The sequence below is a fragment of the Allobosea sp. genome (assembly GCF_030695125.1).
GTDB lineage: Bacteria > Pseudomonadota > Alphaproteobacteria > Rhizobiales > Beijerinckiaceae > Allobosea.
This window is the reverse complement of sequence record NZ_JAUYTP010000022.1, coordinates 109,863-133,696: the sequence shown is the minus strand read 5'-3', so window position 1 is coordinate 133,696 and position 23,834 is coordinate 109,863. Positions and strand designations below refer to the sequence as shown.

The window sequence follows — 23,834 nt, the reverse complement described above, 5'->3', positions numbered from 1 at the left end:
GACCAAAACCAAGCCGGTCTCGCGGATCCCGGGCAAGCCCGCGCCACGAACCGCCGTCAAGACGGCAGCGCCGTCGGCTGCCATGACGGCCGGCGCCGGCGTCGGGACGGCCGTGAAGGCCGCTGCCAATACCGGCAGCAAGACGGCGGGCAAGGTGGTCGGCGTCGCCGGCAAGTCGGGCGGCGCCCGCGACATGCGCGTCAAGGTCAAGAAGGCCGGCAAGCTCAAGCACTCCTCGCAGCTCTGGCTCGAGCGCCAGCTCAACGACCCTTACGTCAAGCGGGCCCGCGAGATGGGCTATCGCTCGCGCGCCGCCTTCAAGATCGAGGAGATGGACGACCGCTTCAAATTCCTGAAATCGGGACAGAAGCTGATCGATCTCGGCTGCGCGCCGGGCGGCTGGTGCCAGATCGCGGCGATGCGCGTCGGGCTGGAGAAGGGCAAGGGCCGGATCGTCGGCATCGACCTCCTGCCGGTCGATCCGATTCCCGGGGTCGACCTGATCGAGATGGATTTCATGGCCGAGGAAGCCCCTGCCCTGCTGACGCAGCGGCTGGGCGGGCGCGCCGATGGCGTGATGTCGGACATGGCGGCCAACACCACCGGCCACAAGAAGACCGACCACCTCAAGATCATCGCGCTCGCCGAAGCCGCGCTGGAGTTCACCCACACCATCCTGGCGCCCGGCGGGTTTTTCCTCGCCAAGCTCTTCCAGGGCGGCGAGAGCGCCGAACTGCTGGCGCAGCTCAAGCGCGACTTCACGACGGTGCGCAACCTCAAGCCCGGCGCAAGCCGCTCGGATTCCTCGGAGCTCTACGTGCTGGCGACGGGGTTCCGGCGCAAGGCGGATGCGCCAGAGGATCAGGGGGAGGGTTGACGGTCCGCCCCCGGCGCTCACAGCAATCGCGCTGCCCTGCCCTGAGCCTTCAACAGCGTGACGGCCTTCCGATCGAACGACACGTACATCTCGCCGCCGAGCCACTCGCCCTCATGGCAGATGGCTCCATCGGCGAAATCGCTCCCGGCATCAAACAGGCTCAGGCCGGCTTCGACCGCGGGCCGGTTCATCTCGACATTGGCGGCCGCCGGCAGCGCGCGGATCGCAGCCGAAACGACTGAACGCTCGAAACCATAGATCTTGCGCAACACCCCGGCGAACTCGCAAAGACAGGGAACCGTGATCACGATCAGCGAGGCATCCTGCAGGATTGCGGCGGCGACGAGGGCCTGACCAGGATCGTCGCGCACGACCGAGCGGATGAGGACATTCATATCGGCGATGATCTTCATTCCTCGCCGGCCCAGCCGCGTGCCGACGCCTCCTCGATATCCTCGATCGTGGCGACGATATTCGTCTTGCCCGCGAGGAGGCCGATGAAGGCATCTATGCTCACCGATGGCCTCGCCGCCTTCAATGACGCCCGGCCATCCGGCAGAAGTGCGATTTCGATCTTTTCGCCCGGCTTGATGCCGAGATGCTGCATGACGTCCTTGCGAAAGGTCACCTGGCCCCGCGCGGTGACGGTCAAGACGGTCATGGCTTTGGCAGCCACGGCTTGGCGCTCCTCGTTGATCCGAAGATAATGCAAACTCGCATTATCAACAACGATCGCAGGCCGCCGCGACATCCACTATTCCAGCGGCTTCTGGTCCGAAATCGCCTGGGCCGTCGCCTTGGGGGCGCTCGTCCGTGCACCGCCCAGCAGATGCCCGGAGACTTCCGTACCAGCGTCGGGGGCGAGCCGCGCCATCATGAAGACCGACGAGGCCGAGATCAGCCCGACCAGCACGAAGGCCGGCCAGAAATCGCCCGCGCCCAGCGTCGCGCCACCATGGACCGCATGCGCGCTCTCCAGCGCGAAAGCGCCGATCGTGACGCCCATGCTCAGCGACAATTGCTGCGCCACGCTCGACAGGCTGGTCGCCCCCGACATCTCCTTGTTGGAGACGTCGGCATAGCTCAGCGCGTTGATGCCGGTGAACTGCAGCGAGCGGAAACAACCGCCGATCAGCAGCACGCCCAGCATCAGCCAATGCGGGGTCGTTGGCGTGAACAGGCCCGAGGCCGCCAGAAACGCCGCGCCGACCACGGCGTTGAAGGTCAGGACGCGCCGGAAGCCGAAGCGCGCGAGGATCGTCTTCGCCGCCGTCTTCATCAGCAAGGCGCCTGCCGCCGAGACGAAGGTGATCAGCCCCGAGTGCAGCGCATCCAGCCCGAAGCCGAGCTGCAGCATCAGCGGCAGGAGGAAGGGGATCGCGCCAATCCCGGTGCGGAAGATCGAGCCGCCGATCACGCCGATCCGGTAGGTCGGAATCCTGAGCAGCGACAGGTTCAGCACCGGGTGGGCGATCCGCCGCGAATGGAACCAGTAGGCGACCAGCGCCGCGATGCCCGCGGCGACGCAGCCATAGGACACGGCGGCGGGCACGAGATGGCGCCCCCCCGTCGCCAGCCCCAGCATCAGGCTGGCGAAGCCGAAAGCCGAAAGCAGGAAGCCGCGGATGTCGAGCGGGGCGACGTCCTCCTCGCGCACATCCTCGAAGAACAGGGTCGCCAGCACGATGCCGACGATCCCGATCGGGATGTTGATGAAGAAGATCCAGCGCCAGTCGAAATAGGTCGTGATGAACCCACCCAGCGGCGGCCCGACCACGGGGCCGACCAGCGCCGGCACCGTGAGGTAGGCCAATGCGCCGACGAGCTCGGACTTGCTGACGCTGCGCAGGATGACCAGCCGCCCGACCGGCACCATCATCGCCCCGCCCATGCCCTGCACGAAGCGCGCGCCGACGAAGGCGCCGAGCGAGTTCGACAGCGCGCACAGCACGGAGCCGAGCATGAACACTGCCAGCGCCGCCCGGAAGATCGTGCGCGCGCCATAGCGATCCGCCATCCAGCCGGAGATCGGGATGAAGACGGCGAGGCTGACGAGATAGGACGTCAGCGCCAGCTTGAGCGAGATCGGATCCTCGCCGAGCGACTGCGCGATCACCGGCAGCGAGGTCGCGATCACCGTCGAATCGGTGTTCTCCATGAACAGCGCACAGGCGACGATCAGGGGCAGGAGCTTGGCGCGCTGCAAGACGGTTGTCCTCGCGGGGAGATGGCAGCCTTAACGCCCGGAGCCGGGCAAGACGAGGGCAGGATCGGCGCAGATTCGCCTCCAGACCGGGCGCGAGGCGCAAGGCCGCCATGCGCTTGACCCTCGACCCAGCCTTCGGAACAGCGCAGCCATGCGTTGAACGCCGTGACGGCCAACGAAACGGGCCCCCATCTGAGGCATGCAGGGGCGCAACCCGTCACGCTTCCGGAGGTCTCCGATGTTCGACCGTCTTCCTTTCCCCGCGCTGCGCCGGGGCCTTCGCCTCACCGGGCTGTGTATCCTCGCCGGGCTCGGCCTCGCCGGTGCGAGCGGGCGCGCCGCCCAGGCCCAGCCGGCCCCGGGCCCTTCGACCAGCTGGGAAATCGGCTGTGCCCAGAGCATGGTCTCCCCCGGCTATGGCGACGCCCTTCGCGTCATGAACTGCATGCGGCAGAAGGACTGCCAGCAGATGGCCAACGCCAGGGGCCAAATGATGATGGGGACGGGCTGTTTCTTCGTCGAGCCCACGGCGCGCGCACCGTCTCCGGCGGCGACGCGGTCAGGACCGGCGCAGCAGCAGTAGTGCGCGGACCGGCGCGCTGTGGCGCCCGCTGCGACGCTCCGGATGCTGCAACGCAAGATATCCGCTGGCGCGCTCTAGCCGCGACAGCGGACGCATGCTAACGGGCCTCGTCAACCCGGTCGCGGGCGCCCTCCGCGAAACCGCAACGGAGCCGGCCTCGCCGGTGATGGAGTTGACGATGACGCTTTCCCTCGACGGTCTTATTCGCGACGGTTTCACCTTCGACGACGTGCTCCTTGAGCCCGGCCCGTCGGAGGTCATGCCGGCCGACGTCGACATCCGCACCCAGCTGACCAAGACGATCTCGCTGAACCTGCCGATCATCGCCTCGGCGATGGACACGGTGACGGAAGCGAAGATGGCGATCGCCATGGCGCAGGCCGGCGGCCTCGGGGTCGTCCACCGCAATCTCGAGGCCGACCAGCAGGCCGCGCAGGTCCGCCTCGTCAAGAAGTTCGAATCGGGCATGGTCGCCAACCCGATCACGATCTATCCCGACGAGACGCTGGGCGACGCGCTCGCCATCATGAAGCACAATTCGATCTCGGGCATTCCGGTGGTCGAGCGCGGCCCGCAGGGCCACAAGGGCAAGCTCGTCGGCATCCTCACCAACCGCGATGTGCGCTTCGCCGCCAATCCCGAGCAGCCCGTCTCCGAGATCATGACCAAGGACCGGCTGATCACGGTGCGCGAGGGCGTGACGCAGGAGGAGGCCCGCCGGCTGCTGCACCAGTTCCGCATCGAGAAGCTGCTCGTCGTCGATGACCATCACCGCTGCATCGGTCTGATCACCGTCAAGGACATGGAGAAGCAGGTCGCCCATCCCAGCGCCGCCAAGGATGGCAAGGGGCGCCTGCTGGTGGCGGCGGCGACCACGACCGGCGATCTCGGCTTCGAGCGCTCGGAGATGCTGATCGACGCCGGCGTCGACATCATCGTCGTCGACACCGCCCATGGCCATTCCGCCAAGGTGCTCGAGGCGGTGACGCGGGTGAAGCGGCTCTCCAACGCGGTTCAGGTCATCGCCGGAAACATCGCCACCGCTGGCGGCGCCCAGGCGCTGATCGATGCCGGCGCGGATGCGATCAAGGTCGGCATCGGCCCGGGCTCGATCTGCACGACGCGCATCGTCGCCGGCGTCGGCGTGCCGCAGCTCACCGCCGTGATGGACGCCGCCAACGCCGCCAGCAAGCACGGCATCCCCGTCATCGCCGATGGCGGCATCAAATATTCCGGCGACCTCGCCAAGGCGCTCGCCGCCGGCGCTTCCTGCGCGATGGTCGGCTCGCTGCTCGCCGGCACCGACGAGACCCCCGGCGAGACCTTCCTCTACCAGGGCCGCTCCTACAAATCCTATCGCGGCATGGGCTCGGTCGGGGCCATGGCGCGCGGCTCGGCCGATCGCTATTTCCAGCAGGACATCAAGGACGCGCTGAAGCTGGTACCCGAGGGCATCGAGGGCCAGGTCGCTTATAAGGGCCCGGTCTCCAGCGTTCTGCACCAGCTCGCCGGGGGCCTGCGCGCCGCGATGGGCTATGTCGGCGGCAAGGACCTGAAGGACTACCAGGCCAAGGCCCGCTTCATCCGCATCACCAGCGCCGGCCTGCGCGAGAGCCATGTCCATGACGTGACGATCGTGCGCGAGAGCCCGAACTACCCGACGCGCTCCTGACGACGGGCGGCCGCGCCGACTATCCACCGTCATCTTCACCGCGGCGGGCTTCTCCTGGCCCGCCGCGCTTGCATTTGACGGCATTCTTGGCTTGGCTCCCGCGCATCCCGCGCCGGCCCGACGCCGCGCTCCCGGGACGTTGCGGAGACGACGATGACGCTCAAGCTGGTCTATCCCGCGCTCGCGATGGTCCTGTGGATCTTCGTCGTGCTGACCATCCTCTTCCTGCGGCGCAAGGCGGCCTTCGACAGCAAGCAGGTGACGATCGCCGACGTCTCGGTCTCGACGACCGCTTATCCCGAGCCCGCCCGGCTGGCCGCCGCCAATTTCACCAACCAGTTCGAGACGCCGGTCGTCTTCTTCGCGCTGATCATGCTCGCCATGGAGGTCGGTGCGACGAGCTATGTCATGGCGGGCCTCGCCTGGGCCTATGTCGCGACCCGGGTCGTCCACACGCTGGTCCATGTCGGCGCCAACCAGCTCAAGCTGCGCGGGTCGGTCTTCGCGCTGGGTATCCTGGTCCTGCTGTGCATGTGGATCGGCGTCGTTCTCGCCGTCCTCTGAAGACGCGGTGCGCCCTGAGCGGCAGGCACAAGCTCCGCGCCAGTGCCATCCGTTAAGCATCCCCGCCCGTTTCGCCGGGCGCAGACCGCCAAAGCGTTGAACCTTAACGAAAAGTAAACTACACCCTGCGGGCGGCGGACGGGTAGACGAGCGTAGGGTGGAGTCGACGCATGTTGCGTGTCCGTGATGATGGGGTGCAGGCTTTGCCTTGCGCCGGAAAGCCTTTGGCGTCAGGCGTTTCGGCCCGTAGCCTCGCGCGGGGAAACCGCCCCGCCCGCCTCGCTGCCCTGGCGGCGCTGGGTCTGGCGCTCGGCGCCGGCGGCGCGGTCTTCACCGTCTCGATGGTCCAGGCCGAGGACGATGCCGGCATCCGCGCCTTTCACCGCCAGGAAGCCGCCAACCGCCAGGCCCTCAGGCAGAACAGCTATGCTGCCAGCCCCGTACCGCAGGCCCAGCCCCGCGCCGTGGCCTACGCGCCCGCCCGCTCCGGCTGGCAGATCCCGCTGCTGCGGATGGAACCCGACGGCAGGATCGCGCATCCGCCCGTCGAGTTGAACCCCTTCCGGCAGCGCGCGGCCGACACGCCCCCGCGCCAGCCCCGGCGCACCACACAGGCGAGGCTCGACACGGTGTCCGGCGCCGCCGATGTCGCGCGCACCATCTGCGTGCGCCTCTGCGACGGCTTCCATGCGCCGATCGGCTATCTGCGCGCCGCCTCCGACCTCAAGGCGCATGAGGCGCTCTGCCAGGCGACGAATCCCGGCATTCCGGTCAAGGTCTTCCGCGTCGCCGCCGGTGCGACCGAGATCGGCGACGCCCAGGCCGCCGATGGCCAGCGCTACCGGGCCCTGCCGATGGCCTACAGCCATGAAAACACGCGCGACGCCGCCGCCTGCCGTCCGGCCATCGTCCAGGCCGGCGAGCGGCGCGTCTCCCTGCTGCGCGACTTCACCCTGCGCCCGGGCGACAGCGTGGTGCTCGACGGCAAGGTCCGCACCTTCGTCGGAGGCTCGCGCTGGCCCTACAGCGCCCGCGATTTCCGCGACTTCCGCAGCGCCGCCGAACTCACCAAGGGCCAGCGCCGGCAGATCGACGAGCGCGTCGGCATCTCGCGCATGGAGGCGGATGCGCGCGGCCTGCGCCGGCAGATGCGGCTGCGCGAGGCCAGCCTTCAGGACGATAGCGTCGCCAGCGATGCCGATATCGGCTTTGTCCTGCGCGGCACGCTCGATCCGGTCCGGCGCGGGCCCGTGCGGGTGATCTCGCTGATCGCCGATTGAGCCTCGGCCCGGCGATGGCGCCGGACACCTTCACGGCGCCCGTTCGACCTCAACCCTTATCCTGAGAAGCCGCTGGCGCGACTCCTCAGGATGAGCGCTGCCCGATCCGACTCTTGGACCTTCCCGCGCAGACAGGCGCATCGCGGCCTGGCGAGAAGATGGCGCCAGAATGCGCGGCTGCTCAGATGGCGCCCGCCAAACTTTAGAAAAAGACTAAACAGAGGTCTCTTTAGAACAGGTTTAACTATCTGATATCAAACGATATTTTGTTGACGACAGCCTGTCCGCGCTCTACCGCTCCGATCGCAACGCGAAAAACCGGGCCTTGAACCCGAAGGAGCGAACCATGATCCACGCGACACGCCTTTCGACCTTTGCGCTCGCCTCCTGTCTGCTGGCGACGCCGGCCCTGGCCCAGAGCGTCAATCTCTACACCACGCGCGAGCCGGCCCTGCTGAACCCGGTGCTCGAATCCTTCACCAAGGACACCGGCATCAAGGTCAACGCCGTCTTCCTCAAGGACGGCCTGCAGGAGCGCGTCGCCGCCGAGGGCGCCAACAGCCCTGCCGACGTCATGCTGATGGTCGATGTCGGCCAGATCAATGGGCTGGTCGAGGCCGGCATCACCCAGCCGGCCAAGTCGGCTATGATCGAGAAGACCGTCCCCGCCGCGCTGCGCGGCCCCGGCGACAACTGGGTGACGCTGACCCAGCGCGCCCGCATCGTCGTCGTCTCCAAGGACCGCGTGAAGCAGGACGCGATCACCTATGAGGATCTCGCCGACCCGAAATGGAAGGGCAAGCTCTGCATCCGCTCCGGCCAGCACCCCTATAACAACGCCTTCTTCGCCGCCTATCTCGCCCGCAACGGCGCCGAGAAGACCGAGAGCTATCTGAAGGCGCTGAAGGCCAACACCGCGCGCAAGCCCAGCGGCGGCGACCGCGACGTGGCGCGCGACATCCTGTCGGGCCAGTGCGACATCGCGGTGATGAACACCTATTACATCGGCCTGATGAGCCAGGCGAAGAACGAGCAGAAGGGCTGGTACGATGCGATCAAGCCGCTCAAGACCACCTTCGCCAATGGCGGGACGCATGTGAATGTCTCGGCCGCCGCGGTTGCGAAGAACGCGCCGAACAAGGACAATGCCATCAAGCTGATCGACTACATGCTCGGCGAAAAGGCGCAGACGATCTATGCCGACGGCAATTTCGAATTCCCGGTCAATCCCGACGTCAAGGAAAGCGCCGCGGTGAAGCTGCTCGGTTCGATCACTCCCGACACGACCCCGCTCGGCGACGTCGCCAGGAACCGCAAGGCTGCGGCCGATCTCGTCGACAAGGTCGGCTTCGACAATTGAGCCTGAGCACGTCCCTCTCCGACATCCGACGGTCGCCACTCGCGTGGCGGCCGTCGACGCGTCTGGTCTTCGCTTCGCTGCTGGGGGCGGGCCTCGTCGCCCTGCCGGTTCTGGCGCTGGGCTACACCGCCCTGTCCTCGCAGGCCGCGTCGATCTGGCCGCATCTGGCCGCCAACGTCATTCCCGCCGCGCTCGCCGACACCGGCCGGCTGCTGCTCGGCGTCGGGCTGCTCTGCGCGCTGATCGGCGTCGGCACCGCCTGGCTCGTGACGCAGTTCGAGTTCCCCGGCCGGCGCAGCCTCGAATGGCTCCTGGTCCTGCCGCTCGCGCTGCCGACCTACATCACGGCCTATGTCTATGTCGAAATCCTCGGCTTCCAGGGCCCGCTTCAGACGGGCCTGCGCGCCCTCACCGGCTGGCAGTCGCTGCGCGATTACTGGTTTCCCGATCCGCGCAACCTGCCCGGCGCGATCTGCATCATGGCGATCGTGCTCTACCCTTACGTCTATCTCAGCGTGCGGGCGCTGTTTGGCCTGCAGGCGGCGGCGATCGTCGAATCGGCCCGCACGCTCGGCGCCACGCCGGCCACGCTGTTCTGGCGCATCGGTCTGCCGATGGCGCGCCCCGCGCTGGCGGCCGGCCTGACGCTCGCTCTGCTGGAGACGCTCAACGACATCGGCGCCAGCGAATATCTCGGCGTGCGCTCGCTGACGCTGTCGATCTACACCACCTGGGTCAATCGCAACTCGCTCGCCGGCGCTGCGCAGATCGCCTGCGTCATGCTGCTGCTCGTGGTGGCGCTGATGCTGATCGAGGCGCGCTTGCGCGGCCAGCGCCGCTTTTCCCTGCCGGTGCGCCAGCCGCGCGCCGTCGGGCGGGTGCCGCTGAGCGGCGGCCGCGCGCTGGCCGCCACGCTGGCCTGCGCCCTGCCGGTCGTGCTCGGCGCCCTGCTGCCGATCGGCTTCCTCGTCGGCGAGGTGCTGCGGCGCGACCTCTGGCTGCAGCTCGACGCCGGCCTGCTGCGCAGCCTGGTCCACGCGCTGCTGTTTTCCGGTCTGGCCGCGGGAATCGTCGTGGCGCTCGGCGTCGGCATCGCCGCAGCCCGCCGCCAGGGGCGCGAACCCTGGCTGCCGGCTTTGTCGCGGCTGGCCTCGCTCGGCTATGCCGTGCCCGGAACAGTGCTGGCGCTCGGCCTGCTGGTGCCGCTGGCCGCGCTGGACAACATCGTCGCCAATGCCGCCCAGCGCTGGCTCGGGGTCAATCCGGGCCTGCTGCTGATCGGCACGGGGGCGGCGCTCGTCCTCGCCTATGTCGTGCGCTTCCTCGCCATCGCCATCTCCGGCGTCGAAAGCGGGCTGTCGCGGATCTCGCCGCGCATCGACGACGCCGCCCGCACGCTCGGCGCCTCCGCGCCCGAGGTCATCAGACAGATGCACTGGCCGCTCGCCCGCCCCGCGGTGGCGGCGGCGGCGCTGCTCGTCTTCGTCGATTGCCTGAAGGAGCTCCCCGCCACGCTGCTGCTGCGGCCGCTCAATGTCGAGACGCTCGCCACCACGGTCTATGGCCACGCCTCGCGCGGCGCCTTCGAGGATGGCGCGCTCGCCGGCCTCCTGATCGTGCTGGCCGGCCTCTATCCGGCCTTCCGGCTGGCGCGCGCTGGCGGCCGGGCCGCCTGAGCCGGCTCGACAAGTCGGGGCCATCGTCCTAAACCGGGCACAGGACAGCTTATCTGCCGAAATCGGGGGGCCGCGTTTCGGGCGATCGCTGGTCTCGACCCATCGGATCGGGGCCGGCTCCTGCCTTGGCGGCGGCGCCTTGCGCGACATCCGTCACAGGCGATCCATCTCCGCAGGACCCGGCGCGCGAGCGCGAGTCGAGGCTCTGACGTTTCGGAAGCTCATGACGCGACGCGCCTCGATCCTCGCCTATGTTCTCGTCCTGGCGCTCGGGCTGTTGGGCCTGCAGTCCTGGGGCATCGCGGTTTCGCGCGTCGAGAAACACGTCATCGCGGCGATCGAGACCCGTACCGGCCTCGTCGTGACCGCGCTGGAGCGCGCCGAGATCGCCTTGCTGCCCTGGCCGCGCATCAGCCTGTCCCAGGTCGCCTTCAGCCAGCGTGACGGGGCGCTGTCGGGTCAGGCGCTGCGCTTGCGTGCCCAGGCCCGGCTGCTGCCGCTGCTGGCGGGGCGGATCGATTTCGACCGGATCGATCTGGTCGGGCCGCAGCTCGACGTCGTGGTTCCCGCGCAGAGCGACGGCCTGGCCGACTGGCTCGCGGTCCCGCTCGAGGCGATCGAGCGGCTGCGCGGCCAGAGCCGCATCGTCATCACCGCCGGGTCGGTCTTCCTGCGGGCGCAGGGCGCGATCCAGACCATCCTGCGCGAGGTCAATCTCGTCATCGACGAGCGCGGGGCGCAGGACCCGCTGGCCGTGGCCGGGACCCTGAGCTGGCGCGGCGTCCCGACCGAAGTGAAGCTGATCTGGCCCGTGGCGACCGCGCGGGGACGGACCATGCTCAGCATCGCCGCTCCGCCGCTGAAACTGCAGTTCGATGGCGCCCGTAGCAGCGCGCCCGAGCCGATCACCACCGGGAAGATGACCCTGACGGCCCGCTCGCTGCGCGACCTGCTCGGCTGGTTCGGCGAGGCTCCGCGCCTTGCCTCGGCCGTCGGGGCGGTCGACCTCACGGCCGACATCCGCATCAGGCCCCACGACACCGTGCTCACCAATGTCGCGGTGCGGGTGGACGGCGACCGTCTCGACGGCGCGCTCAATCTGACCAGCATCGCCGGCCGCACCGCCCTGTCGGGCACGCTGGCCGGCGCGACGCTCGATCTCGGCCGGCTCGTGCAGCGGCTGGATCTGCCGCCGGCCGATGCGGCGCCCGACGCCGCCGCCCTGCCCTTCGAGGCCTGGACGGCCCAGGACATCGACCTGCGCGTCTCGGTGGAGGCCGCGCGTCTGGAGGGTGCGCGGCTGACCGACGTCGCGACCTATCTCCTGGTCAAGAAGGGCCGCTTCGAGGCTGGCATCCTGCGCGCCGGCGCCTATGGCGGCAGCGCCAAGGCGCGCCTGCTCGCCACCGCGACGCCGGGCGGCATCGACGTCAAGTTCGTCGGCGGCATCGAGAAGGTCAATCTCGGCCGGGCCGGAGCCGACCTGCCGCCATTGGCCCGTCTCAGCGGCACCGGCGCGCTCCAGTTCAGCCTCGACGGGCTCGGCCGCTCGCTGCCGGCCATTCTCGGCTCGCTCAGCGGCAGGGGCACGGTCGCGGTGCGCCAGGGCGAGCTCGCCGGTTTCTCCTTCGGCGAATTGCTGCGAAGGGCCGAGCGCAACCCGAGCCTGGCCGTGCGTGACTGGCGCCAGGGCAAGACGGCCTTCGAGACCGCCGCCGCCAACCTGACTGTCGCAGACGGCGTCCTGACCCTGAGCGAGGCCCAGATGGCGGGCGCCGGCTACCGGCTGACTCTGGTCGGCAGCGCCGCGCTGACCGACGGGTCGCTCGACATGGCGGCGCTGCTCCAGCCCGTGACCGGCCCTTTGCGGCTGCCCTTCCGCCTCAACGGCACCCTGGCGGCCCCCGCCTTCGAACTCCAGGCCGAGGCGCTGCTGCGCCCCACCGGCGCCGCCATCGGCGAACCGCTGCCGCTGCGCTGAGGGCGCGGCTTTCCCGCTTTCGCCGGCCCGCGAAATCCGCTTGGATGCAGCCAAGGCCGCTCGCACGACGGGACGGCCGCACCGGGCGGATGGCGGCCCCACGAGGGAGAGCGGCGATGAAACACTGGATTGCGGCCACGGCCGGCGTCGTGGGATGGATGGCGATGGATCTGATGAGCGTGGGACAGCCGGCAGCCGCCCAGGACCTGATGACCGAGAAGAAGGTCTTCACGCTGCCGAGCTACACCACGCAGAGCGGCCGCACCCTCAAGGACGTCAAGGTCGGCTGGGAGAGCTACGGCACGCTCAACGCCGACAAGTCCAATGCCGTGCTGATCTGCCACTTCTTCTCAGGCAACTCGCACGCCGCCGGCAAATACGCCGCCACGGACGCCGCGCCCGGCTACTGGGACGCGATCATCGGCCCCGGCAAGGCGATCGACACCACCAAGTATTTCGTCCTGTCCTCCGACACGCTGGTGAACCTCAACACCGGCGATCCCAAGACCACCACCACCGGTCCGGCCTCGATCGATCCCGACACCGGCAAGCCCTATGCGCTCGACTTTCCGGTGGTGACGGTCGGCGATTTCGTCGCTGTCCAGAAGGCGCTGGTCGAAAGTCTCGGCATCAAGCGGCTCGCCCTGGTCGCCGGCCCCTCGATGGGCTCGCTCCAGACCTTCGAATGGGCGGCGCGCTACCCCGAGATGGTCGCCAAGGCGATGCCGGTCATCGGCGCGGGCGAGGCCGACGCCCAGCTCATCGCCTGGCTCGACGTCTGGGCGGCGCCGATCCTGGTCGATCCCAACTGGAACAAGGGCGACTATTACGGCAAGACGCCGCCCAATGCTGGGCTGGCCAAGGCGCTGACGGTGGTGACACTGCAAGCCAACCATGCCGACTGGGCCAACGCCACCTTCGGCCGCCGCGCCGCCAAGGAGGGCGAGGACCCGGCGAAATCACTGGGCAGCAAGTTCCAGGTCCAGAGCATCCTCGACAATGCCGGCGAGGCCCGCGCAAAAGTCTCCGACGCCAACCACTTCCTCTATCTGGTCAAGGCCAACCAGCTCTTCGCCGCAGGCGGCACCTCGCTCACGGACGCGGCGACGAAGATCAAGGCGCCGGTGCTGCTGATCACCCAGCCCAAAGACCTCGTCTTCACCGCAGACATGGTCGACCGGACCGCCGACACGCTCAGGAAGGGCGGCGTCGACGTCAGCCATGTCCACATCCAGGGCGCGCGCGGCCATCTCGACGGCGTCATCTCGATGAAGCAGGCCGAGGGCGCGATCCGGGCGTTTCTGGAGAAATAGGGCCGACGCAGTCGCGCGGCAGCCGCTCTGTCGCGACGCGCCCGAGTCGTCCCGGGCGAGCCGCCTCGCTCGGCGCTAGGCCGGCAGCACGACGACCTTCGTCTTCACCGGCGTGCGATCGTAGAGATGCATCATGTCCTGAGTCAGCAGGCCGACGCAGCCGCTCGTGATGCCCGAGCCGATCGATTCCTCATCGAGGGAGGCATAGATCGTATAGAGCGTGTAGGCGCCCTTCTGGTAGAGATACAGCGTGCGGGCGCCGAGCGGATTATCGAGACCGCCGGGCATGCCGCGCGCATATTTGGCCGCCTCCGGCTGGCGCTTGATCATCTCCTTGGGCGGGGTCCAGGTCGCCCATTCGGCCTTGCGCCCGATATAGGCGTCGCCATGCCACAGGAACCCCTCGCGCCCGACATTGGCGCCGTAGCGGGTGGCCTGCCCGCCCTCCTCGATCCGGTAGACATGGTAATTGCCGGGATCGACGATGATCGTGCCGGGCGCTTCCTTGGTCTCATAGGCGACCGTGCGACGGAAAAACCGCGGATCGACCTTGCTGACATCGGCCGCGGGGATCGGGAATTTTTCTTCCGGCACCGGCCCATACAGCTTCTGCGCCTCGGCGAGGCTCATCCCGTCGGGCGTGACGCAACCGCCGAGCCCGATCGCGCCGAGGCCCGCCGCCGAGCCGACCAGGAACGACCGCCGGTCGAGGCGTCCCGCCCGACGCCCGAGCCCGGCCGTCTCGTCCTGCGTGCCGATACCGGCCTTTTCACCGTCGCTGATCATGATCGGAGGCTTTCCATGTCTGCTGCCCGACGGAATAATCCGCCGGCAAACTCTGCTGCACGTCTCCCGCTGCCAAGATTTTGCCGGGACATGGCGCGGCTGGCAACCCCGGGCCGTGGCGACGGAGCGCGGAAGATGCGACGAGCCCCGGCCGACTGACGTGATCTTTCGGCTGACCGCGACCGGGCGTCGCGTTCGGCTCTCGACGCCGCGCTATCCCGCGAACCGTTCGCGATAGCTTTGCGGGCTGGCGGCGAAACGGCGCTGGAAGGCGCGGCGCAGCGTCTCCTCCGAGCCGAAGCCGCAGCGGGACGCGACCCGCGCCACCGCCAGGCCCTGCTCGAGCAGCCGCCGCGCCGTCTCGATCCGGAGCGTCTCGACCGCCTTGGCCGGCGTGCGGCCGGTCGCCTGCCGGTAATGGCGCGCGAAGCTGCGCAGGCTCATCCCGGCGCGAGCGGCGAGACGGTCGAGGCTGAGGTCGCCGCGCAGGTTTTCGACGATCCAGCCATGCAGGTCGTCGAAGCGCCCGTCCCGCTCCTGCAGGGAGAGCGCGGCGCTGAACTGCGCCTGTCCACCGGGCCGCTTCAGGAAAACGACGAGCTGTCGCGCGACCGCCAGCGCCGCCTTGCGCCCGAGATCGGCCTCGACCAGCGCCAGCGCCAGATCGATCCCGGCCGTCACGCCGGCCGAAGTCCAGATGTCGCCGTCGCGGATGAAGATCGGGTCGGGGTCGAGATGAACCTTCGGGAACCGGCGCGCAAATTCGGCGCAGCGCTGCCAATGGGTGACGGCCCGGCGCCCGTCGAGCAGGCCGGTCGAGGCCAGCAGGAACGCGCCGCTGCACACGGAGGCCGTTTGCCGCGCTGCCTTGGCACGCCGGCCGATCCAGTCGACAAGCCGCGCATCCTCGCAGGCCTCGTAGACGCCCCAGCCGCCGGCGACGACCAGGATGTGCAGCGGCGCCTCGACGGGCGGCAACGGGATGGTGCCGAGATCGAGGCCGGCGCTGGTCCTTACCTGCGCGCCCGCCGCGACGACGACGGGGTCATAGGGCAGCGCTTGGCCGTCGAGCGCGGCGAGGTCGTTGGCGGTGGCGAAAACCTGAAGCGGCCCCGCGACATCCAGGAGCTGAACCTTGGGGAAGGCGACGACTTCGATCCGACGGAGCAAATTTGGCATGAAACGAGGGCTCATTGGCGATCCGGCCAGACCCTGAGCGGCTATCGTTGTGGCGTCAACAAGGATGCTTCGCCATGACCCTTCGCTTCGGCCTTCTCGCCTTTCCCCAGGTCCAGCAGCTCGACCTCACCGGCCCCTATGAAGTCTTCGCGTCGGTGCCCGGCAGCGAGGTCCATCTGATCTGGAAGGATCTGCAGCCGCTGCGCTCAGCCACCGGGCTGATGCTGACGCCGACCGTGACCTTCGCCGACTGCCCGCCGCTCGACGTGCTCTGCGTGCCGGGCGGCGCCGGCGTCAATGCCTTGCTGGAGGACGAGACGGTGCTCGCCTTCCTGCGCGAGCGGGCGCCCAGCCTGCGCTATCTCACCTCCGTCTGCACCGGCTCGCTGGTGCTCGGTGCGGCCGGGCTGTTGAAGGGCAAGCGCGCCACCTCTCACTGGAACGCGCTCGACTTCCTGACCCGCTTCGGCGCCACGCCGGTCCCGGAGCGGGTTGTCCGCGACGGCACGCTGATCACCGCCGGCGGTGTCACCTCGGGAATTGATTTCGGGCTGACGGTGGTGGCCGAGCTGCTCGGCGAGACCGAGGCGCAGACGATCCAGCTCGCCATCGAATACGCACCGCAGCCACCCTTCGATGCCGGCACGCCGCGAGAGGCGCCTGCCGACATCCTGCAGGCGGCGCGGCTGCGGCTCGCAGGGTCCCGCAAGGCGCGCGAGGAGATTCTGGCGCGGCTGTGAGCGCCTACCCCGCCCGGACCACCGCGCTGACCCCGTCGATCACGAACTGCACCGCCAGCGCCGCGAGGATGACGCCCAGCAGCCGTGTCAGGACGATGTTGCCGGTGATGCCGAGCAGGCGGGCGAGCGGAGTCGCCAGGAGGAACACGGCGAGGCAGGAGAGGATCACGAGCCCGCAGATGATCGCCAGCGCCGTCAGCCGCAGCGGGTCGCCCTCGGCCCGCCCGGCCAGCAGGATGATGGCGGTCAGCGCGCCCGGCCCCGCCATCAGCGGGATCGCCAGCGGGAAGGCGGCGACGTTGCGGATGTGATCCTGCGTGATCGCGGTGGTCGCGGTCTGCTGCTTGCGCTCGGTACGCCGCTCGAACACCATCTCGAAGGCGATCCAGAACAGCAGGAGACCGCCGGCGATGCGGAAGGCCGGCAGCGAGACGCCGAGCGCCTTCAGCACGATGTCGCCGGCCACGCCGAAGAAGGCCAGGATGCCGAAGGCGATGATGCAGGCGCGGATCGCGACCTGCCGGCGTTCAGCCACCGACATGCCCTGCGTCAGCGACAGGAAGATCGGCGCGAGCCCCGGCGGATCGAGCGTGACGAGCAGGGTGACGAGCGCGGAGGTGAGGAAGTCGAGTTGCATGGCGGCACTTAAGGCATGCCGCGCGCCGCTTCGGAAGAGCCGACGGCTGCCCAGGGCAGCTGCCGAATCTAGGCCCCCATCCTGAGGAGCTGCGCAGCAGCGTCTCGAAGGATGCTCCAGGAGGCTCTGGGATGAGCTGGAGCATCCTTCGAGACGGTCTCTGAAGCGACCTCCTCAGGATGAAGGCTGGAGATCGGCCCATGCCCCCAACCTGCGGACGAGGCCGTTTCGAGCCGCGCCGACGCTCAATCGAGGCGGGAATGTGGAGCGCAGCGGAAGGCGTTTCGAAAATGACGCCCAAGCAACTGATTTCATTGATCTTATTTTCCACCGAAAAGCCGGCGGCGCGGCTGGCCTAAAGCGCCGGAATCGGTTAGCCAGAGGACTGAAAAATAACCGGAATCGGGACCTTATCCCTTGAGCGACGACACAGACGACAAGCGCCCGGGCGAGCCGCAGTTCGGCGGCGACATCAAGCCCATCGCCATCACCGACGAGATGAAGAAGAGCTATCTTGATTACGCCATGAGCGTGATCGTGAGCCGCGCTCTGCCCGACGTCCGCGACGGCCTCAAGCCCGTGCATCGGCGCATCCTGTTCTCGATGCACGAGAACAAGAACCTGCCCGACCGGCCCTACACCAAATGCGCCCGCATCGTCGGCGACACGATGGGTAAATACCATCCGCACGGCAATCTCGCGGTCTATGACGCGCTCGTGCGCATGGCGCAGGATTTCTCGCTGCGCCTGCCGCTGATCGACGGCCAGGGCAATGTCGGCTCGATGGACGGCGATTCCCCCGCCGCCGATCGTTACACCGAAGCCAGGCTCGACAAGGCGGCGATGCCGCTGCTCGAGGACCTCGACCTCGACACCGTCGAGTTCCAGCCGAACTATGACGGCAAGGAGCGCGAGCCCAAGGTCCTGCCGGCGCGCTATCCCAACCTGCTCGTCAACGGCGCCGGCGGCATCGCGGTCGGCATGGCCACCAACATACCCCCGCATAATCTCGGCGAGGTCATCGACGCCTGCGTCGCGCTGATCGACAACCCCGAGATCACGATCGACGAGCTGATCGAGATCGTGCCCGGCCCCGATTTCCCGACCGGCGCCTCGATCATGGGCCGCAGCGGCATCCACGCCGCCTACCACACCGGCCGCGGCTCGATCGTGATGCGCTCGAAGACGCATATCGAGGAGCTGCGCAAGGAGCGCGAGGCGATCATCGTCACCGAGGTGCCCTACCAGGTGAACAAGGCCTCGATGGTCGAGAAGATCGCCGACATGGTGCGCGAGAAGCGCATCGAGGGCATTTCCGACCTGCGCGACGAATCCAGCCGCGAGGGCGTGCGCGTCGTCATCGAGATCAAGCGCGATGCGCTCTCCGACGTCGTCCTCAACCAGCTCTACCGCTTCACCCAGCTGCAGACCTCCTTCGGCTGCAATTTCGTGGCGCTCAATGGCGGCCGGCCGGAAGTGCTCAACCTGCGCGACTTCATCGTCGCCTTCGTCGAGTTCCGCGAGGAGGTCGTCTCGCGGCGCACGCGCTACCTGCTCAACAAGGCCCGCGAGCGCGCCCATGTGCTCTGCGGGCTGGCGACGGCGGTGGCGAATATCGACGAGGTCATCCGCCTGATCCGCACCGCGCCGACGCCCGCCGCCGCGCACGCCTCGCTGATGGACCGCGACTGGCCGGCCGAGGACATCGCACCGCTGATCGCGCTGGTCGACGATCCGCGCCACCCGATCAACGCCGACGGCACCTATCGCCTGTCGGACGCACAGGCCCGGGCGATCCTCGAATTGCGCCTCGCCCGCCTGACCGCTCTCGGCCGCGACGAAATCGGCGACGAACTGCAGAAGCTCGCCACCGAGATCGCCGATTACCTCGACATCCTGCGCTCGCGCATCCGCATCCAGGACATCATCAAGGCCGAGCTGGCCGAGGTGAAGGCCGCCTTCGCCACGCCGCGCCGCACCGTGATCCAGGATTGGGGCTCCGACCTCGACGACGAGGATCTGATCGCCCGCGAGGACATGGTCGTGACCGTGTCGCATGGCGGCTACATCAAGCGCGTGCCGCTCTCGACCTATCGCGCCCAGAAGCGCGGCGGCAAGGGCCGCTCCGGCATGGCGACCAAGGACGAGGATTTCGTCGCCCGCCTCTTCGTCGCCAACACCCACACGCCGGTGCTGTTCTTCTCCTCGCTCGGCCAGGTCTACAAGGAAAAGGTCTGGCGCCTGCCGCTGGCGGCGCCGAACGCCCGGGGCAAGGCCCTCGTCAACATGCTGCCGCTCGACAAGGGCGAGCGCATCACCACGATCATGCCGCTGCCCGAGGACGAGGCGAGCTGGGAGACGCTCGACGTGATGTTCGCGACCGCGTCCGGCGGCGTCCGCCGCAACAAGCTGTCGGACTTCGTCAACGTCAACCGCGCCGGCAAGATCGCGATGAAGCTCGACGAGGGCGACCACATCGTCGACGTGCAGATCTGCACCGAGAACGACGACGTGCTGCTGACGACCTCGGCCGGCCAGTGCATCCGCTTCGAGGTCACCGAGGTGCGCGTCTTCAAGGGCCGCGATTCCACCGGCGTGCGCGGCATCACGCTTGCCAAGGACGACGAGGTGATCTCGCTCTCGATCCTCAGGCACCTTGATGCCACGCCGGAAGAGCGCGCGACCTATCTGAAGGACGCTGCCGCCCAGCGCCGCGCCCTCAACGGCGAGGCCGAGGATGTGGCCGAGGCGCCGGCCAATGGCGACGGCGAGGAGACGGCCGGTGAGGTCGAGCTCGGCGCCAAGCGGCTGGAGATGCAGCTCGCCGAGCAGTTCATCCTGACGGTGTCGGAGAAGGGCTACGGCAAGCGCAGCTCCTCCTTCGAGTACCGGGTCACCGGGCGCGGCGGCAAGGGCATCGTCGCCATGGTCGTCAACGACCGCAACGGCAAGCTCATCGCCTCCTTCCCGGTCGACGACCGCGACCAGATCATGCTGGTCACCGATGGCGGCCAGGTGATCCGCGTGCCGGTCGATGCCGGCCCGGGCAACCGCATCCGCATCGCCGGTCGCTCGACGCAAGGGGTGACGGTGTTCAACACCGACGCCAGCGAGAAGGTCGTCTCGGTCGAGCGCATCGGCGACGAGGGCGAGAGCGAGGACGGCGAGGCCGAGGCCGGCCCGGCGTCCGAGGGCGCGAGCGAGGCGTAAGCGCGTCGCTGCCTGCAAAGATATGGAAAGGGGCTGCATCGCTGCAGCCCCTTTTTCGTTGGTTTCTCGGCCCTCACAGGAGGCCGGTCATCCCGGACGGAGCGAAGCGGAGACCCGGGATGACACCCGCGTCTCAACGCCAGACGAGGAGAAACCTCACACCGTCTCGAGCAGCCCCTTGATCAGCGCCTGCCGCGGCGCGATCGACGAGATCAGCCCGTATTCCGACAGCGTATGCGCGCCCTCGCCGTCGATGCCAAGCCCGTCCAGGGTCGGCACGCCGAGGGCTGCGGTGAAGTTGCCGTCGGAGCCGCCGCCGGTCATCGCACAATCCTGCAGGTCGAAGCCGATGCCGGCCGCGATCGCGCGCGCCGTCTCGAACAAGGCCGCGCCCTCGGGTGACTTCTCATAGGGCGGCCGGTTCATGCCGCCGCTCACGGTGATGCGGACGTCCGGATCCTTCGGCGCGAGGCTAAGGATGCGCTCTTCCATCACCCGGCCGTCGGCGGCGCTGGCGACGCGCAGATCGACGCTGAACCAGGCATGCTGGGGAATGACGTTGGCGGCCGTGCCGCCGCCCATCAGCGCGACCGTGGTGGTGACGCCGCGCGCATAATCGGTCATCGCCTCGATCACCAGGATCTGATGCGCCGCCTCGCGGATCGCGCTGCGGCCATCGGCATGGCGCGCGCCCGAATGCGCCGGCCGGCCTTCCAGCTTGACCTCGAAGCGCCCGACGCCTTTGCGCGCCGTGACGATCTTGCCGCCCTCGCGCGCCGGCTCGGTGACGAGGACCGCGGCCGAGGCCCGGCCGATCTCCTCGATCAGCCCGCGCGTCGTCGGCGAGCCGATCTCCTCGTCGGGCGTGAACAGGAAGACCAGCGGCCGCTTCGCGTTGCCGGCGAGCGCGACCTGCTTGAAGGCCTGCAGCGCCAGAAAGGCGCCGCCCTTCATGTCGTAGACGCCCGGCCCGTAAAGCCGGTCGCCCTCGACCCGCACGGGCAGATCGCGCGCGCTGGTCCCGACCGGGTGGACCGTGTCGAGATGCGACATCACCGCGATCGCCGGCTCGCTTTTGGCGGGTCCGGCCCGCAGGATCAGGCTGTCGCCGAGCCCGTCGCAGCCGGGGATGCGCTCGACCGCGATCGGCAGCCCTGCGACCTCGGCGGCGACGAGATCCATCATGCCGTTGACGCCGGGGGCGTGGTGGGTGGGGCTCTCCAAAGCGAGCCAGACGGACAGGGCGGAGACGGGATCGGGCTTGTTCATGATGGACGCGACCTTGGCCGCACCACGACAAGCCGGCAAGCACACCGCGCGACAGGGGCGCCCTGCCCTGATGGCATGGCGAGAGCCGCTTGAATGAAGAAGGCCGGGGCGATGCCCCGGCCTTGCTGTCGCATGCGGCCTCGAACGGCGAGTCCGGCCTAGAACGGGATGTCGTCGTCGAGATGGCTCGAGGACGAACGCCCCCCGCCGCTACCGCCCGCCATCGCCGGCTGGCGCGAACCGCCGCCGCTCGCCGGGCCCGACCGGCCGAAGGACGAGCCCGAGGAGCGCTCCTCGACCATGCCGCCGCCGCCCTCGCTGTATTCGTCCGAACCGCCGCCCTGGCCGCGGCTGTCGAGGATCGTCAGTTCGCCGCGATAGCGCTGCAGCACGATTTCGGTGGTGTACTTCTCGACGCCCGACTGGTCCTGCCATTTGCGGGTCTGGAGCTGGCCCTCGATATAGATCTTCGAGCCCTTCTTCAGATACTGCTCGGCGACCTTGGCGAGGTTCTCGTTGAAGATCACCACCGAGTGCCACTCGGTGCGCTCCTTCTTCTCGCCCGACTGCTTGTCGCGCCAGGTTTCGGAGGTGGCGATGCGCAGATTGACGACCGGCTCGCCCGAGCCGAGCCGCCGGACCTCGGGATCGCGGCCGAGATTGCCGACCAGAATGACCTTGTTGACGCTACCAGCCATGAGAGGCTCCATTTCCTGCGCACATCGAAACCGGCTTTTCACCGGAGCGCGACCCTACCGGCCGACCGCGCCACTATCAATGATGTTCCTGTTTTGTTCAAGCGCCATTTGCAGGGTTGTCCCCTGATTTCGTGGGGCCTGCGATGATCTCGCCCCGTCCTCTCGAGGCTGCCCAGAAACCACAAGCGCGCCGTCATCCCGGACAAGCCGCGCAGCGGCGCAGATCCGGGATCCATCGTAAAGCTCCGGAGCCCTCCGATGGATCCCGGGGCAAGCCCGGGATGACGCGGTGGCTCCGTTCGGGATCGGCAATGTCTAGCCCTCCTCCCCCCACACCGCCGCCTCGCTCAGCCCCAGCGCGGCGAACTCGCCTTCCCGCAGCTCCGCCTCGCCGACCGAGAAGAACTCGTCGAGCTGCGGCGGCGCCACCGACGTGCCGCTGAGCATGGCATGGGCCTGGCCGCGATGGTGGATCTGGTGCTGGAACAGGTGCAGCAGCAGCCGGTCGAGCCGCTCGCGCTGGATGCGGGCGCCGCGATGCACGCTGACGATCCGCTCCAGCCCGCCTTTCTCCGCACCTTGGCCCGCCGCCTCGACCACGGCGATCAGGCGCCGGTCCATCGCCTCCTGCGCGGCCTGAAGCTCGGGCAGCGTCGCGCAGGGCTCGCGGTTGGCCCAGGCGGCGGGGCCGAGTGTCCCGCCCTCCATCGCATCGACATAGAAGTGGTCGATGATCAGGATGTGGTTGAGCGTCGCCCGCAGGCTCGGGAAGAACCCGGTGCGCGGTGCCACCCATTCGGCCTGCGAGAGGCCCGCGCAACTGCGCAGCAGCCGGTGGTTGGCCCAGAGATTGTTGAAGGCCATCGCGCGGTAGGGTCGCCGTTCGTCCATCGTCCTCTCCTCACGGAGGCAGACTGGCACGGGCCGTGCGACACGTCATGACAGCAGGCCGGCCCCGCATCGCCGCCGGCGCGGATCAGGCCGCCGGCTCGACCACCCGCCGGTAGAGATGCCAGGTCGCATGGCCGAGCACCGGCAGGAGCACGATGAGGCCGAGGAAGATCGGCAGCATCGCGATCGCCGACAGGGCGACGATCGCCGCCGCGAAGCCCAGCATCGGCACCGGGTTGGCGGCGACGGCACGCACGCTGGTGATCATCGCGGTGATGAAGTCGACCTCGCGGTCGAGCAGCAGCGGAAACGACACCACCGTCAGTGAAAACAACGCCGCCGCCAGCACCGCCCCGACGAGATTGCCGACGGCGAGGAACATCAGCCCCTCCGGCGTCGTCACGATCACGCTGAGAAAGCCGTTGAAGCTGGCGAAGGACTGGAAGCCCAGGAACAGCGCCAGCAGAAGCCGCACCTGGTAGAGCCACATCATCATCACGAACAACGTGACGAAGGCCATCCAGCCGAGTTCGCGCTGGCTCTGTGCGAAGACGACGCCGAGCACCTTGCCCCAGGCCAGCGGCTCCCCGGCCTCGCGCCGCCGCGACACCTCGTACAACCCGACCGCGACGAAAGGCCCGATCAGCACGAAGCCCGCCGCCAGCGGATAGGCCAGATAGGGCATGCCGAAACGCGTCAGCGACATCAGGATCGCCAGCCCCGCCAGCGCATAGAGCCCGCCGAAGAACAGGCCGAAGAGCGGGGCCGCCTGGAAATCGCGCAGGCCCGCGATGAAGGCTTCGACCACATCATGCACGCCGATCCGGCGCACCACCGGGTCGGGCCGCGGCGCCTCTGTTGTCTGCGTGTCCGTCATGGCGTCCCCCCTGCTTGCGCCTCCGGCCTGAGCGG

Annotated in this window: 21 protein-coding genes; 11 read left to right on the top strand and 10 right to left on the bottom strand. The window is 68.6% G+C overall.

Annotated elements, in window-relative coordinates; all coding sequences use genetic code 11:
* Nucleotides 1-193 precede the first annotated feature (193 nt).
* Nucleotides 194-877 (top strand): RlmE family RNA methyltransferase, encoded by a 684-nt coding sequence (locus Q8S38_RS06985; RefSeq protein ID WP_305679708.1) that lies wholly within the window; start codon nucleotides 194-196, stop codon nucleotides 875-877.
* Between the two features lie 17 nt (nucleotides 878-894).
* Here the strand turns inward: Q8S38_RS06985 and Q8S38_RS06980 are convergent, their stop codons facing one another.
* From Q8S38_RS06980 to Q8S38_RS06970, 3 genes are all read right to left on the bottom strand, one after another.
* On the bottom strand, nucleotides 895-1,290 hold the full coding sequence (locus tag Q8S38_RS06980) for a type II toxin-antitoxin system VapC family toxin (RefSeq protein ID WP_305679694.1): 396 nt from the start codon (nucleotides 1,288-1,290) through the stop codon (nucleotides 895-897).
* A complete protein-coding gene (locus tag Q8S38_RS06975; protein ID WP_305679707.1) occupies nucleotides 1,287-1,538 on the bottom strand; it encodes an AbrB/MazE/SpoVT family DNA-binding domain-containing protein in 252 nt (83 codons plus the stop codon). Before Q8S38_RS06975 ends, Q8S38_RS06980 begins: the two co-directional genes overlap by 4 nt.
* Nucleotides 1,539-1,631: 93 nt before the next feature.
* The gene (locus tag Q8S38_RS06970; RefSeq protein ID WP_305679693.1) at nucleotides 1,632-3,083 is read right to left on the bottom strand and encodes an MFS transporter; all 1,452 of its coding nucleotides are present in this window, start codon (nucleotides 3,081-3,083) and stop codon (nucleotides 1,632-1,634) included.
* A 238-nt stretch (nucleotides 3,084-3,321) separates the two neighbouring features.
* On the opposite strand from Q8S38_RS06970, the gene Q8S38_RS06965 reads away from it, so the two are divergent.
* The 8 genes from Q8S38_RS06965 (at nucleotide 3,322) to Q8S38_RS06930 (ending at nucleotide 13,512) form a co-directional block, all read left to right on the top strand.
* On the top strand, nucleotides 3,322-3,666 hold the full coding sequence (locus Q8S38_RS06965) for a hypothetical protein (protein WP_305679692.1): 345 nt from the start codon (nucleotides 3,322-3,324) through the stop codon (nucleotides 3,664-3,666).
* Nucleotides 3,667-3,844: 178 nt separating this feature from the next.
* Nucleotides 3,845-5,338 carry an IMP dehydrogenase gene (gene guaB / locus Q8S38_RS06960; RefSeq protein ID WP_305679706.1) on the top strand — a complete coding sequence of 498 codons (1,494 nt, stop codon included), beginning with the start codon at nucleotides 3,845-3,847 and terminating at the stop codon, nucleotides 5,336-5,338.
* 153 nt (nucleotides 5,339-5,491) lie between these two features.
* Nucleotides 5,492-5,902, top strand: coding sequence for an MAPEG family protein (locus tag Q8S38_RS06955; protein ID WP_305679691.1), 411 nt, complete (start codon nucleotides 5,492-5,494; stop codon nucleotides 5,900-5,902).
* 224 nt (nucleotides 5,903-6,126) lie between these two features.
* Complete coding sequence (locus tag Q8S38_RS06950) at nucleotides 6,127-7,182, top strand: DUF2865 domain-containing protein (RefSeq protein ID WP_305679690.1); 1,056 nt, start codon at nucleotides 6,127-6,129, stop codon at nucleotides 7,180-7,182.
* Nucleotides 7,183-7,528: 346 nt separating this feature from the next.
* Nucleotides 7,529-8,542: an extracellular solute-binding protein gene (locus Q8S38_RS06945; RefSeq protein WP_305679689.1), complete on the top strand. Its 1,014-nt coding sequence runs from the start codon at nucleotides 7,529-7,531 to the stop codon at nucleotides 8,540-8,542.
* Complete coding sequence (locus tag Q8S38_RS06940) at nucleotides 8,539-10,218, top strand: ABC transporter permease (RefSeq protein ID WP_305679688.1); 1,680 nt, start codon at nucleotides 8,539-8,541, stop codon at nucleotides 10,216-10,218. The genes Q8S38_RS06945 and Q8S38_RS06940 overlap by 4 nt, the downstream gene beginning before the upstream one ends.
* 223 nt (nucleotides 10,219-10,441) lie before the next feature.
* Complete coding sequence (locus Q8S38_RS06935; protein WP_305679687.1) at nucleotides 10,442-12,199, top strand: AsmA family protein; 1,758 nt, start codon at nucleotides 10,442-10,444, stop codon at nucleotides 12,197-12,199.
* Nucleotides 12,200-12,315: 116 nt separating this feature from the next.
* Entirely contained in the window at nucleotides 12,316-13,512 is a 1,197-nt protein-coding gene (locus Q8S38_RS06930) for an E22 family MetX-like putative esterase (RefSeq protein WP_305679686.1), read from the top strand.
* A 75-nt stretch (nucleotides 13,513-13,587) separates the two neighbouring features.
* On the opposite strand, the gene Q8S38_RS06925 is transcribed toward Q8S38_RS06930, so the two are convergent.
* Both Q8S38_RS06925 and Q8S38_RS06920 read right to left on the bottom strand, forming a co-directional pair.
* A complete protein-coding gene (locus tag Q8S38_RS06925; protein WP_305679685.1) occupies nucleotides 13,588-14,298 on the bottom strand; it encodes a L,D-transpeptidase in 711 nt (236 codons plus the stop codon).
* A gap of 213 nt (nucleotides 14,299-14,511) precedes the next feature.
* Nucleotides 14,512-15,477 (bottom strand): GlxA family transcriptional regulator, encoded by a 966-nt coding sequence (locus tag Q8S38_RS06920; protein ID WP_305679684.1) that lies wholly within the window; start codon nucleotides 15,475-15,477, stop codon nucleotides 14,512-14,514.
* 74 nt (nucleotides 15,478-15,551) lie between these two features.
* On the opposite strand from Q8S38_RS06920, the gene Q8S38_RS06915 reads away from it, so the two are divergent.
* Complete coding sequence (locus Q8S38_RS06915) at nucleotides 15,552-16,217, top strand: DJ-1/PfpI family protein (protein WP_305679683.1); 666 nt, start codon at nucleotides 15,552-15,554, stop codon at nucleotides 16,215-16,217.
* 4 nt (nucleotides 16,218-16,221) lie between these two features.
* On the opposite strand, the gene Q8S38_RS06910 is transcribed toward Q8S38_RS06915, so the two are convergent.
* Nucleotides 16,222-16,854 carry a MarC family protein gene (locus Q8S38_RS06910; RefSeq protein ID WP_305679682.1) on the bottom strand — a complete coding sequence of 211 codons (633 nt, stop codon included), beginning with the start codon at nucleotides 16,852-16,854 and terminating at the stop codon, nucleotides 16,222-16,224.
* 498 nt (nucleotides 16,855-17,352) lie between these two features.
* Here Q8S38_RS06910 and gyrA point away from each other — a divergent pair, with 498 nt between their 5' ends.
* Nucleotides 17,353-20,064: a DNA gyrase subunit A gene (gene gyrA / locus Q8S38_RS06905; RefSeq protein ID WP_371125849.1), complete on the top strand. Its 2,712-nt coding sequence runs from the start codon at nucleotides 17,353-17,355 to the stop codon at nucleotides 20,062-20,064.
* A 156-nt stretch (nucleotides 20,065-20,220) separates the two neighbouring features.
* On the opposite strand, the gene Q8S38_RS06900 is transcribed toward gyrA, so the two are convergent.
* The 4 genes from Q8S38_RS06900 to Q8S38_RS06885 all read right to left on the bottom strand — a co-directional run bounded on the left by Q8S38_RS06900 (nucleotide 20,221) and on the right by Q8S38_RS06885 (nucleotide 23,799).
* Nucleotides 20,221-21,333 carry a M20 family metallopeptidase gene (locus Q8S38_RS06900; protein ID WP_305679680.1) on the bottom strand — a complete coding sequence of 371 codons (1,113 nt, stop codon included), beginning with the start codon at nucleotides 21,331-21,333 and terminating at the stop codon, nucleotides 20,221-20,223.
* Nucleotides 21,334-21,491: 158 nt separating this feature from the next.
* Nucleotides 21,492-22,031 carry a single-stranded DNA-binding protein gene (ssb, locus tag Q8S38_RS06895; RefSeq protein WP_305679679.1) on the bottom strand — a complete coding sequence of 180 codons (540 nt, stop codon included), beginning with the start codon at nucleotides 22,029-22,031 and terminating at the stop codon, nucleotides 21,492-21,494.
* Between the two features lie 315 nt (nucleotides 22,032-22,346).
* A complete protein-coding gene (locus Q8S38_RS06890; protein ID WP_305679678.1) occupies nucleotides 22,347-22,922 on the bottom strand; it encodes a DinB family protein in 576 nt (191 codons plus the stop codon).
* Between the two features lie 85 nt (nucleotides 22,923-23,007).
* Entirely contained in the window at nucleotides 23,008-23,799 is a 792-nt protein-coding gene (locus Q8S38_RS06885; protein WP_305679677.1) for a DUF2189 domain-containing protein, read from the bottom strand.
* Between the last annotated feature and the right edge of the window lie 35 nt (nucleotides 23,800-23,834).